At 70.0% G+C, this 11265-nt stretch carries 10 protein-coding genes; 4 read left to right on the forward strand and 6 right to left on the reverse strand.

Going from position 1 to position 11265, the window contains the following annotated elements; genetic code table 11:
- The first annotated feature begins 63 nt into the window (after nucleotides 1-63).
- Nucleotides 64-1167 carry a phosphatidylserine/phosphatidylglycerophosphate/cardiolipin synthase family protein gene (locus tag ACFQV6_RS24895; protein ID WP_378029987.1) on the forward strand — a complete coding sequence of 368 codons (1104 nt, stop codon included), beginning with the start codon at nucleotides 64-66 and terminating at the stop codon, nucleotides 1165-1167.
- A 219-nt stretch (nucleotides 1168-1386) separates the two neighbouring features.
- Here the strand turns inward: ACFQV6_RS24895 and ACFQV6_RS24900 are convergent, their stop codons facing one another.
- A complete protein-coding gene (locus ACFQV6_RS24900; RefSeq protein WP_378029988.1) occupies nucleotides 1387-2304 on the reverse strand; it encodes an AraC family transcriptional regulator in 918 nt (305 codons plus the stop codon).
- Nucleotides 2305-2448: 144 nt separating this feature from the next.
- Here ACFQV6_RS24900 and ACFQV6_RS24905 point away from each other — a divergent pair, with 144 nt between their 5' ends.
- Nucleotides 2449-3288 (forward strand): NADP-dependent oxidoreductase, encoded by an 840-nt coding sequence (locus ACFQV6_RS24905; RefSeq protein ID WP_378029989.1) that lies wholly within the window; start codon nucleotides 2449-2451, stop codon nucleotides 3286-3288.
- Nucleotides 3289-3401: 113 nt separating this feature from the next.
- Here ACFQV6_RS24905 and ACFQV6_RS24910 read toward each other — a convergent pair whose 3' ends face one another.
- Together ACFQV6_RS24910 and ACFQV6_RS24915 are read right to left on the reverse strand one after the other, a co-directional pair.
- Nucleotides 3402-4562, reverse strand: coding sequence for an alkaline phosphatase PhoX (locus tag ACFQV6_RS24910; protein ID WP_378029990.1), 1161 nt, complete (start codon nucleotides 4560-4562; stop codon nucleotides 3402-3404).
- 87 nt (nucleotides 4563-4649) lie between these two features.
- Nucleotides 4650-5216, reverse strand: a complete 567-nt coding sequence (locus ACFQV6_RS24915) for a TetR/AcrR family transcriptional regulator (RefSeq protein ID WP_378029991.1) — start codon at nucleotides 5214-5216, stop codon at nucleotides 4650-4652.
- Nucleotides 5217-5272: 56 nt separating this feature from the next.
- Between ACFQV6_RS24915 and ACFQV6_RS24920 the strand changes: the two genes are divergently transcribed.
- Nucleotides 5273-5776, forward strand: coding sequence for a GNAT family N-acetyltransferase (locus ACFQV6_RS24920; RefSeq protein WP_378029992.1), 504 nt, complete (start codon nucleotides 5273-5275; stop codon nucleotides 5774-5776).
- Nucleotides 5777-5836: 60 nt separating this feature from the next.
- Complete coding sequence (locus ACFQV6_RS24925; protein WP_378029993.1) at nucleotides 5837-6532, forward strand: M23 family metallopeptidase; 696 nt, start codon at nucleotides 5837-5839, stop codon at nucleotides 6530-6532.
- A gap of 205 nt (nucleotides 6533-6737) precedes the next feature.
- On the opposite strand, the gene ACFQV6_RS24930 is transcribed toward ACFQV6_RS24925, so the two are convergent.
- From ACFQV6_RS24930 to ACFQV6_RS24940, 3 genes are all read right to left on the reverse strand, one after another.
- Nucleotides 6738-8159 (reverse strand): glycosyl hydrolase family 18 protein, encoded by a 1422-nt coding sequence (locus ACFQV6_RS24930; RefSeq protein ID WP_378029994.1) that lies wholly within the window; start codon nucleotides 8157-8159, stop codon nucleotides 6738-6740.
- A gap of 161 nt (nucleotides 8160-8320) precedes the next feature.
- Nucleotides 8321-9511: a hemolysin family protein gene (locus tag ACFQV6_RS24935; protein ID WP_378029995.1), complete on the reverse strand. Its 1191-nt coding sequence runs from the start codon at nucleotides 9509-9511 to the stop codon at nucleotides 8321-8323.
- Nucleotides 9508-10860 carry a hemolysin family protein gene (locus ACFQV6_RS24940; protein WP_378029996.1) on the reverse strand — a complete coding sequence of 451 codons (1353 nt, stop codon included), beginning with the start codon at nucleotides 10858-10860 and terminating at the stop codon, nucleotides 9508-9510. Before ACFQV6_RS24940 ends, ACFQV6_RS24935 begins: the two co-directional genes overlap by 4 nt.
- Nucleotides 10861-11265: the final 405 nt, after the last annotated feature.

Below are 11265 nucleotides of genomic sequence, written 5' to 3' on the forward strand. Positions count from 1 at the left end.
ACGACGGGGTGGTCGTCCGCTGACCGACACCACCCCGTCACCGTGCGGGTCCACACTGACAACATGGGCGTGGACCTGGGAAGTGTCGAGTTCTATGCGGGGCCGACGGTGCTCGGCGCGCCGGACGACCTGGACGAGGTCATCCGGAATTTCATCGCGGGTGCGACAACCAGCCTCTACATCGCCGTCCAGGAGCTCAACTCCCGGCCGATCGCCGAGGCCGTGCTCGCCGCCAAGGCACGCCGGCTACGGGTGCAGGTCATCCTCGAGGGCGACTACCTCACCGAGGAGAAACCCCCGGACGACCCGTGGAGCCTCACCGGCGAGAACGAGATCAACCGGGTCATCCACGCCGCCCTGCTGCGCGGCGGCGCCGACCTGATCACCGACCTGAACCCGAAGATCTTCCACCAGAAGTTCATCGTCCGTGACCCCGGCCTGCCCACCGCGGCGGCCCTGACCGGCTCGGCGAACTTCACCCTCACCGACACCGGCACCAACCCACCCGGGCTGCCACCGGGCGAGTCCGGCAACAACCTGAACCACCTGGTGATCCTGCACGGCAAGACAGCCGCCGCCCTCTACCTGGCCGAGTTCCAGCGGATGCGCACCGGCACGTTCGGCGCCATGCAGGAGCGGGTGCCCACCCGCCCCTCCGAGATCCGCCTCGGCAAGATCCGCGTGAAGCCCATCTTCGCCCCCGACCAGGGCCCGGAGATGGAGATCATGAAGCAGATGCTGAAGGCCCGCGAACGCGTCGACTTCGCGATGTTCACCTTCGCCCAGAGCTCCGGCATCGACGACACCATGATCTCCCTGCTCCGCGCCGGCCTGCCCATCCGCGGCGTCCTCGACCGCGGCCAGGGCGTCCAGAAGTGGGCCGCCACCCAGCCGTTGAAGGCCGCCGGCGCCGAGCTGTACGCGAACACCCACGGCAACGGCGTCCGCAAGGTCCACCACAAGCTGATGGTCATCGACAGGCAGCTGGTGATCGCCGGCAGCTTCAACTACACGGCACCGGCCGCCACCCTCAACGACGAGAACATCGTCGTCCTCGGCGACCTGGAGGAGACCGACCCCGACGCGAAGGCCGCCCAGCGGCAGCTGGCCGCGTACGCCCTCGACGAGATCGACCGGATCACGATGAAGCTCTCCCACCCCCTCTGATCTCGTCTCACCTCGCTGACGGGTTGCTCGTCGGTGTCCCCGTGACTGTGGTCGGCTGTGCGGAAAGCGTGTCGATCCGGCTGGCTTCCAGTGATGTCTCGCGGCCGTTCAAGCCCCCTGGGAGCCAGCTGACGGGTTCGGCTGGGTCTCAGCGTTGCCTCGCAGCGGTCGGAGCAATGGTGCGGGCCAGCCGGACGGGAACCGCGTGGGTGCGGGGAGTCAGGGAGTGGTTCGGCGGTAGCGGCCGGGTGGGAGGCCGAACTGGCGTTTGAAGGCGGCGGCGAACGCGAACTCGGAGGTGTAACCCACCTGGGTGGCGATGCCGCCGATGGGGGTGTCAGTACGTTGCAGCAGGCCGGCCGCGAGGGTCAGCCGCCACCAGGTCAGATACGTCATCGGCGGGCGCCCCAGCACCTCCGTGAACCGTCGGGCGAACGGCGCGCGGGACACTCCGGCGGACGCGGCCAGGCCGGCGACCGTCCAGGGGCGGGCCGGGTCGTGGTGCATGGCCTGCAACGCCGCGCCGGTGACCGGGTCGGTCAGGGCCGCGGCCCAGCCGACCGGGCTGGAACCGCCGAGCCAGGTGCGCAGCAGGTAGACCAGCAGGGTGTCGAGCAGCGCCGGGACCAGGGCCTCGGCACCTGGCCCGGGGCTGGTCAGTTCGGCGGCGAGCAGGTCGACCGTGGCGCGCAGGTGCGGGTGCCGGCCCCACTGCGCCGGGATGTGGATCAGGCCGGGCAGGTCGCGGATCAGGGGATGGACGAGGACCGGGTCGAGCTCGTAGGCGCCGCAGAGCGTCACGGTCGCGTCCGCGTCGCCGGGTGTGCCGACGACGGCGTAGCGGGGCAGATCCGCCAGGTCGGACGGTGCGCAAGCGGGCATTTCGGGCCGGGTGGAGGGCGAGTCGGCCAGCGTGTGCCCGTCACCGTGCGCACGGAAGACGATGTCACCGCCGGTGAGCGTGAGCGGTTGCGCGCCCGGGCGCAGCAGCAAGCATGTTCCGCGCAACACCACGTGGAAGCCGGCCGATCCGGGCACCGCCGCGAACTCCTGCGCCCACGGCGCGTGCCAGGCGATCAGCGCGGAACGCACCTTCCCGGTCCGCATCACGGCGAGCACGTCGCTCAATACATCCACGCCGTGAGCGTATCGTCAGCGAGACGCTGACACATAAAACCGAGAGCGTGAAGCATTCATCGTCCTGGTCGGTTTTCTTACGGTGGGTGCATGAGGGCAATGCGCATGCATGGGTACGGTCAACCGACGTCAATCCGGCCGGACATGGTGAAAACGCCGGTTCCGGGACCACGCGAAGTACTCGTCGAGGTGGCAGCCACGTCCTTCAACCCGTCCGAAGCCGGATTACGCCGTGGACTCCTCCGCGGCATCGTCGAGGTCGATCTCCCGTACATCATGGGCTTGGATCTTGCCGGAACGGTGACGAAACTCGGCCCGGACGTGCGCGGCCTGACCGAAGGCGATCGGGTGATCGGACGTGTTGATGGTGGCGCAGCCGCCGAGTACGCGGTCGCGCCCGCAGAAGCCCTGGTCCCCGTCCCGGAAAACGTCCCACTCACCGACGCCGCAGTCCTGCCGATCGCCGGCCTGACAGCCTGGCAGGCCGTTTTCGAACACGCCCACCTGTCCCCGGGCCACCGCGTGCTGATCAACGGCGCCGGCGCGATCGGCCGCCTGGCGATCCAACTCGCCCGTCACGCCGGCGCACACGTTGTCGCCCTGGCCACCTCACGCAACGTCGCCGCAGCCCAAACCGCCGGTGCGCACGAAACCCTGACCGCCCTCGGCGCAGCAGTCGAGCCGTTCGACGCGGTGATCCACCTTGCCCCCGCGGCCCCGCCTCCCGCGATGCTGCTCCTCCCCGGCGGCATCCTGGTGTCAGCGACCACGCCCGCCGACCAGCTCCCCGCCGGTGGAGTCCACTTCATCGTCCGCCACGACACGGCCGACCTCGCAGCGATGCTCAACCTGGTCAGCCAAGGCACCCTGCAGCTCGACGTAGCGGCCCGGCGACCACTCACCGACCTGCCGGACGTCCACCGCGAGGCCGAAGCCGGCCTCCTCCTCCCGGGCAAAACCCTGCTACTGCCCAAACGTCGCTGACCTACGGCTGGCCACCCGCAGCCGTAGCCGGCCACCGATCAGGGCCGGAACAACGTGGCTGGGCTACGGCCGAGCACCCGCGGCCGTAGCCCAGCCACCGTTCCGCACCGGGGTCAGGTGCGGAACGGCCCGGTGATGCAATAGGTGATCCCGCCCGACGACGACCCGGACGTCCCGCGCTGCGACGAGAAGTAGAGCCGGTTGCCCGCCGGGGTGAACGCCGGGCCGGTCAGCTCCGACGAGCCTTGGCCGGTGACCCGCAGGAAGACCGAGATCTTGTCGTCCGGGCTGATCAGCGCGATCTCCATGTTCCCGCCGTCCTCGGCCACGTACAGGTCGCCGTACGACGAGCCGGTGACGTTGTCGACGCCGGTCAGGGGTGCGGTTCCGGGGCTGACGAGGTTGTCGTCGTACGCGAGCTCGAAGGTCCCGGCGAGGAGGTTGACCTGCCACACCCGGTTGTCGCCCTTGGTGGTGAACCACACGGTGTCGTCCGCGTAGTGGCAGCCCTCGCCGCCGTTGAACGACTTGGAGCCGGCGACCTGGTAGCGGGTGGCGGTCGGGGAGCCGTCCGGGTCGGGCACGTTCTGCCAGGTGAACGAGCCGGAGGTGCCGGTGCCGGCCTTGAACACCTGGAGCGTGCCGGCCGACAGGTTGCCCCACGTGGCGGGGACGAACCGGTAGAAGCGGCCGTCGGTCTCGTCCTCGGTCAGGTAGACGACCTTGCGGACCGGGTCGGCGGCGGCGGCCTCGTGCTTGAAGCGGCCCATCGCCGGGCGTACGACAGCGGTGCCACCCAGCGGATAGGTCTCCCAGACCCGGCCGAGCGAGACCTCCTCGCAGGACAGCCAGGTGTTCCACGGGGTCTTGCCGCCGGCGCAGTTCTGGTTCGTCCCGGAGAGGATCCGCGACGCGCCGGTGACGTTGCCGCCGGCGTCGAACAGGATGCGCGACGCGCCGCCGCCGGCCGACGACGAGACCTCGGAGTTGGAGACGTAGACCCAGCCGCTGCCGTTGGGGATGACCGCACCGCCGTCGGGCGCGTCGTGCCAGACGTACGAGGTACCCGGCACCACCTGCCGCGACCGCGCGATCACCCTGCTGGTGAAGCCGGACGGCAGCTGGATGCCGTTCGCGTCAGCGGCCTGGAGCGGGCCGTAGGGGCCGGTCGCGTTCTGCGCCGGTGCGGCATAGGCAGCCGGCCACGCGGTGAAGGGCAGGGCCAGACCGCCCGCCCCGGCCACAGTGGCGCGCAGCAGTGATCGCCGGTCCATGGAACCTCCTGGATTTCCCGTTCGGGGGTGAGGTTCCAGATAGCCGGTTGTCTCTGTCCGGTGGCGAAACGCGCGGTGAAGCGGACGTCAATCGAGGAGGGCGAGTCCGCTGTGGACGGCGGCCGTCACGCGCTCCTCGTCGCCCGTCGCCAGCAGGTCCAGCAGCCCGCCGCGGAGCACGGTCAGGGCGAGGGTGCGGCGGGTGACGCCGTACGGTGAGTCCCGCTCGTCCGGCGGCTGGTAGGTGGCCAGCACCGCGAGCCAGTCCTCGACCGTCGCCCGGCCGAACCCGGCCCAGACACCGTCCGGCTCCACCAGGGATTTGGCGTAGGCCTCGGCCCACAGCCGGAGCAGCGGCCGGTGCCGCCCGGCGGAGAGCCACGACCAGAGGCGTTCCACGGCGGCGACCAGGCCGAGCGGTGTGCCGGCGTTGTCGAGCAGGGCGACCTCGTCGGCTCGTGCGCGGGCGATCAGGGCCCGGAGCAGGCCCTCCTTGCTGCCGAACAGGAAGATCAGCACCCGGGGGCTGGAGCCGATCGCGGCGGCCAGGGGGCGCAGGGACAGGTCGGTGAGGCCGTTGTCGAGCGCGTACCGGTAGGCGGCCTCGAGCAGTTCAACCTGGCGTGCGGATGGGGTTGTCGCCTCCTCGGACACGGGAGTAGCTTACCGTTACTGAAACAACCGTTTCAGTGTGGGCGCGGGGAGGTCTCATGAGAACGTCGACGTCACGAGTCAACCTCCGCCTCGCCACCCGCCCCGGCGATCTGGGCTGGATGGTGATGGCCCATGGCGAGATCTACTACCGCCAGTTCGGCTACACCACCGAGTTCGAGGCGCTCGTCGCCGGCATCGTCGGGGAGTATGCGACGCATCACGACCCGTCGTGCGAGGCCGTCTGGATCGCCGAGGTCGACGGGGTCCGCGCCGGCTGCGTCATGCTGATCGCCGGCAACGAGCCGGGGGTTGCCCGCCTGCGTGTCCTGCTGGTCAGCCCGGCGGCCCGCGGCCACGGCCTCGGCACCCGCCTGGTCGAGCAGTGCCTCACGTTCGCCCGCGAGAGCGGATACCGCCAGGTCACCCTATGGACCACCGCTGAGCAGGGGGCCGCCCGGCGCGTCTACGAGAACGCCGGCTTCACCAAGGTCGACGAGGAACCGCCGAGGCACCGGTGGGGCCACGACCTGGTCGGCCAGACGTGGTTGCTGGACCTCTGAGGAGACACCCCGCCGCCTGGGGGACAGCGAGAACGACCGATCTGTGCCTAAGGTGGCGCGATGCGATTACTTTCCACCGTGTCCGGATTGACCGCGATGGCGGTCCTGCTCACCGGCTGCGGCGCAACGGGGAATTCGGCGGCGGCACCTGGCGCTCCGGCGGCGAAGGCTCCGGCAGCGGAGTCTCCGGAGTCCGTGCGACAGCCGGCGGCTCTGGTCCCGGCAGCTGCCAAGGCCGCCGCGGCCAAACCGAAGTACGTGTTCCCGGTGCGCGCCAAGAACGTGTCGTTCCACAAGACCCACTCCGGCTATGCGGCGACGGACATCTTCGCCGCCTGCGGTAAGCCGGTCGTCGCCACCACCGGCGGCGTCGTTCTCGAGGTCAGCCGGGTCGACAAGTACAAGAAGAGCAAGAAGGACGGGCCGTACAACGGCGGCAAGTTCGTCTCCATCAAGGGCGACGACGGCGTCCGCTACTACGGCTCGCACCTGAGCAAGGTCCAGGCCGGCATCAACAAGGGCGTCCGCGTCAAGGCCGGCCAGGTGCTCGGCAAGGTCGGCAAGACCGGCAACTCCAGCGGCGTCTGCCACCTGCACTACGGCATCTCGCCGCCGTGCAAGAAGACCGGCGACTGGAAGGTCCGGCGGGGCGTGGTCTGGCCCGCGAAATACCTGACCTCGTGGCGCAAGGGCGGGCAGAAGAGCCCGGCCGCCGCGGTCAGGACCTGGAACAAAAAGCACAACTGCAAGGCCTGACAGCAATCGTACGGTGAACGAGCCCTCTCCTTTCGGATAGTCACCGTCCGGGGAACCGCATCGGTGCGGACGCTGATGTGTCCGCACCGATGCGGTTCCGCTGCGCTCCCCGGGTCAAGCGCCGGCCGTCAGCCGAGGGCGTTCCGGCAGGCGCTCGAGCGCCGGCCGTCAGCCGAGGCGTTCCGGCAGGCGCTCAAGCGGGCGCTCAGGGCAGAGCGTTCAAGAACGGCTCGTGACTGTTCTTGAACTCCCAGCTGTAGAAGCGGTCCCAGTTGATCGACCACGTCATCAGGCCGCGGAAGTTCGGGTTGGTGCCGCTGCGCGGGGCGTAACTCCCACAGCTGGTGCCCTTGACCAGGCAGTTCACGGCCTGCTGAACCGCCGCCGGTGCGACGTAGCCGTTGCCGGCGCTCACCGAGCTGGGCGCGCCGAACGCGACCTGGTCCTCGCGGAGCGCGGGGAACACGTTCGCGGTGTTGCCGGCCACCGGGAACCCGGCGAGCAGCATGTCAGTCATGGCGATGTGGAAGTCCGCGCCGCCCATCGAGTGGTACTGGTTGTCCAGGCCCATGATGGAACCCGAGTTGTAGTCCTGGACGTGCAGCACGGTGATGTCGTTGCGCAGCGCGTGGATCACCGGGAGGTAGGAGCCGGCGCGCGGGTCCTGTCCGCCCCACGGGCCCGAGCCGTAGTACTGGTATCCGAGCTGCACGAAGAACGTCTCCGGTGCCATCGTCAGCACGAAGCCGGCGCCGTACCGGGCCTTGAGCGAGCGCAGCGCCGAGATCAGGTTGACGATCACCGGGGTGGTCGGGTTCTTGAAGTCGGTGTCACCGGTGTTCAGCGACAGCGAGTGCCCCTCGAAGTCGACGTCCACGCCGTCCAGGCCGTATTTGTCGATGATCGCGCTGACCGAGCTGACGAACTTGTCACGGGCGCCGGTGGTGGTGAGCTGCACCTGGCCGTTGGCGCCGCCGATCGAGAGCAGCACCTTCTTGCCGGCCTGGCGCTTGGCCTTGATCGCCGCGATGAACTGGGCCTCGGTCTCCACGCCGGGGCACTCGGCGGCCGGGCAGAGCGTGAACCGGATGTCGCCGGAGGTGACGCTCGTCGGCTCACCGAAGGACAGGTTGATGATGTCCCAGTCGGCGGGCACGTCGGCCATCTTCAGGTAGCCGGCGCCGTTGGCGAAGCTGGCGTGCAGGTAACCGATGAGCGCATGCTTGGGCAGCGCACCGCCCGGGATCGGCGTGGTGGGCGACGTCGACGGTGACGGCGAAACCGACGGCGACACTGACGGTGAGACCGAGGGTGAGGCCGACGGGGACTTGGACGGTGAGGCGGAGGGGCTGGTCGGTGTCGGCGACGGGTTGGTGCCACCGCAGGCGCCGTTGTTGATCCAGACGTCCCACTGGCCGCTCTTCAGGACCGGGTCCTCGCCCTGTGTCCACCACTTGGCGGTGAAGTTCTTGCCGTCCCTGGAGGCGACGTTGTCCTTGACGTAGACGGAGGAGGCGCTCCAGGCGGGCGCGCACGCGACGGCCGCACTCGCGGTGGTACTGACATATACGGCTGAGCATGCGGCGGCCAGCGCGGCCGCCGTGGCAAGGATCACGGATCGACGCATGGCTAATTATTAGGACTGTTAACTGAAATAGTAAAGGGTTTCCCGGGTTGAGCCCGGCCCGGCAGCTCCGCCCGGCGGTGGCGGCAAAGGCTCAGGTGGCAACCAGGCCGCTGCGTAGTACGAGGACTGTGCGTCGGCCGTACATCTGCATTGTTCTTGTCCTAAGTCCGCCCGGCACGCCTGGCCGCGTCGATCACCGGGTCTGTCTCGTCGTCGAACTGGCCGATGACCTGCTCCAGGAGGTCCTCGAGCGTGACCAGGCCGACCACGCCCGCCGCGCCGCCCTGCCCGTTGGCGCCCTGCCCGTTGGCGCCCTGCCCGTTGCCGCCCTGCCCGTTGGCGCCCGCCGCGCCGCCCTGCCCGTTGCCGCCCTGCCCGTTGCCGCCCTCGCCCTCGTTGATGTCGCCGGAGACCAGCGCGAGATGGCTGCTCTGCTGGCGCATGAGGGCGATCGCGTCCAGGACGCTGGTGCCGGCCGGAAGAGGGACGGGCGCGGTCATCAGGGACCGGGCGGTCGCGGGAACGCCGTGGCTGGTGGCCTTCGCGGCGTCGCGCACGTGCACGACACCCGCGATCGAACCGTCGGGGCTGGTCACCGGCAGGCGGCTGCGGCCCGTGGCCGTGCTTCGCAATTCAACGGTACGGGCGTCCGCGTCCGCCTCCACCGAGATGATCTCGGACATCGGGACCATGACCTGCTGCACCGGGGTCGACTGGATCCGCAGCATCGCGGTGAGCAGCTCGTGCTCCGCCGCCGGGATCGTGCCGTGCTCCTTCGACGTCTGCAGCAGCATGCGCAGCTGCTCGGGGTTGTGCACCTGGGCCAGCTCGTCCTGCGGGGTGACCTTGAAGAGTCGCAGGCAGGCGTTGGCCAGGCCGTTGAGCGCGGCGAGAACCGGGCGGAAGACCGTGGTGAAGCCGACGAACGGGATTGCCAGGAGCTGTGCGGAGGTCTCCGGGTGGCTGATCGCCCACGACTTCGGGGCCATCTCGCCGACGACCACGTGCAGGAAGCCGACGAGCGCCACGGCCAGCACGAACGAGATGCCGTAGGCGACACCCTCCGGCAGGCCGGTCGCGGTGAACAGCGGCTCCAGCAGGTGCGCGACGGTCGGCTTCGCCAGCGCGCCCAGCCCGAGCGTGCACAGGGTGATGCCGAGCTGCGCGCCGGCCAGCATCATCGACAGGCGGCGGGTACCGGCCAGGGCGGCGCGGGCACCCCGCGAACCGTCGGCGGCGGCCTGCTCCAGGCGGTGCCGTTTCGCGGCGACCAGGGCGAACTCGGCGGCCACGAAGAAGGCGTTCAGCGCCAGCAGCAGCAGCGAGATGATCAGGGCCAGGCTGGTGCTCATGCGGACGCCTGCCTGTCGTGGACCACCATGGCGATGCGCTCGGGCACGTGCCGGTGGATGGAGAGCACGGTCAGGCCGGCGAAGCCCTGCGGCTGCGGCTCACCGTCCTCGTCCAGATGCGGGGGCAGTTCCACGTCGAGCCCTTCACCGACCTCCGGCAGGCGGCCCATCCGCGCCAGGATCAGGCCGGCGACCGTGTCGTACATGTCGTCGTCCGGAAGCCGCACACCGGTCGCCTCGGCGATCTCGTCGACCCGGGCCCGGCCCGGCACCACCCAGGTGCCGTCGTCCTCGCGCTCGATCACCGGCTCCGGCAGGTCGTCCTCGTCGCGGATCTCACCGACCAGCTCCTCGGCCACGTCCTCCAGGGTGATGATCCCGGCGAAACCGCCGTACTCGTCGACGACGATCGCCATCTGCCGGTGCGCGGCCTTGAGACTGTCCAGCACCTCGGGCAGCCGCGCCGACTCGGGCAGCACCACCGGCGGCGTGGCGAGATCACGGACCGGGGTGCTGCCACGGGCGGCCGGATCGAGGGTGACCACGTCGGCGACCGAGACCACACCGACCACGTCGTCGAGCCCGTCGCCGACCACCGGGAACCGGGAATGCCCGGTGCCCAGCAGGTCCACGACCAGCGACGCCGGCTGGGTGGCGCCGATCGTGGTGACGTCGACGCGGGGGCGCATGGCCTGTGCTGCCGTACGCGTACGGAAGTCCAGCCCGTGATCGAGCAGCCGGGCCGCCCGCGCGTCCAGCGTCCCGTGCGCGCCGGCGTTCTCGATGATCCGGTCCAGGTCCTCGGCGGTCGCACCCTGCGGCAACTCCTCGACCGGCTCGATGCCGATGGCGCGCAACAGCCGGTTCGCGGTGGCGTCGAACACCCGGATCACCGGGCCCACCACGGTCAGGTAGATCACCGTGGAGCGGGACAGCGCCCGGGCCAGCGTCTCGGGTTTCGCGATGGCCAGGTTCTTCGGGGCCAGCTCACCCAGCACCATCTGCACGACGGTCGCGAAGAGCAGCGCGAACACCATCGAGATCGAGGTACTGACGCCCTCCGACAACCCGGCGCTGCCGAGCAGCTCGGCGGTGCCGCGGCCGAGGAAGGGCTCGGCGACGTACCCGGCGAGCAGCGCGGTGACGGTGATGCCGACCTGGGCACCGGAGAGGACGAAGGAGAGCTTCTGGGTGACCTTGAGCGCCCGCGCGGCGGCCGCGTCACCCTGGTCAGCCATCGCCTTGAGCCGCCCCCGGTCGACCGCCACGTAGGCGAACTCCTGCGCCACGAAGTAGCCGGTTGCCGCGGTGAGCAGCACGATCGTGAGAATTCCAACGGTGATCAGCATGTGTGGTCACCAAAATATCAGCCGCCGGTCGCGGGCTTCGCGTGGTTTCGGGCGTGGCGCTCGTAGTCGCGCCTGTGCCGCTGTCCCGCTGTGCCGCTGTGCCGCTGTGCCGCCCGCTGACCTGCGGCCCGGGTAAGCGGCCCCGAGGCCTGGCCGCAGTTTCCCCAGCTGGTTGTGGGTGCTGCTTCACGGCCGGGGAGGCAGCCGCTGGGTGCCAGCTGGGTGGTTCGGCTGGGCGTGAGCGGGGGTTTTGCGGGTGTCGGGCGCCGCTGGGTGCCAGCTGGGTGGTTCGGCTGGGCGTGAGCGGGGGTTTTGCGGGTGTCGGGCGCCGCTGGGTGCCAGCTGGGTGGTTCGGCTGGGCGTGAGCGGGGGTTTTGCGCGTGTCGGGCACCGCTGGGTGCCAGC

It is taken from the genome of Actinoplanes sp. GCM10030250, from assembly GCF_042666575.1.
Lineage (GTDB): Bacteria > Actinomycetota > Actinomycetes > Mycobacteriales > Micromonosporaceae > Actinoplanes.

What these genes read in the sequence shown, in the direction of transcription:
- ACFQV6_RS24895 (WP_378029987.1), top strand. Translation starts at nt 64, where the DNA reads ATGGGCGTGGACCTGGGAAGTGTCGAGTTCTATGCGGGGCCGACGGTG.
- ACFQV6_RS24905 (WP_378029989.1), top strand. Translation starts at nt 2,449, where the DNA reads ATGGTGAAAACGCCGGTTCCGGGACCACGCGAAGTACTCGTCGAGGTG.
- ACFQV6_RS24910 (WP_378029990.1), bottom strand. Translation starts at nt 4,562, where the DNA reads ATGGACCGGCGATCACTGCTGCGCGCCACTGTGGCCGGGGCGGGCGGT.
- ACFQV6_RS24920 (WP_378029992.1), top strand. Translation starts at nt 5,273, where the DNA reads ATGAGAACGTCGACGTCACGAGTCAACCTCCGCCTCGCCACCCGCCCC.
- ACFQV6_RS24925 (WP_378029993.1), top strand. Translation starts at nt 5,837, where the DNA reads ATGCGATTACTTTCCACCGTGTCCGGATTGACCGCGATGGCGGTCCTG.
- ACFQV6_RS24930 (WP_378029994.1), bottom strand. Translation starts at nt 8,159, where the DNA reads ATGCGTCGATCCGTGATCCTTGCCACGGCGGCCGCGCTGGCCGCCGCA.
- ACFQV6_RS24935 (WP_378029995.1), bottom strand. Translation starts at nt 9,511, where the DNA reads ATGAGCACCAGCCTGGCCCTGATCATCTCGCTGCTGCTGCTGGCGCTG.
- ACFQV6_RS24940 (WP_378029996.1), bottom strand. Translation starts at nt 10,860, where the DNA reads ATGCTGATCACCGTTGGAATTCTCACGATCGTGCTGCTCACCGCGGCA.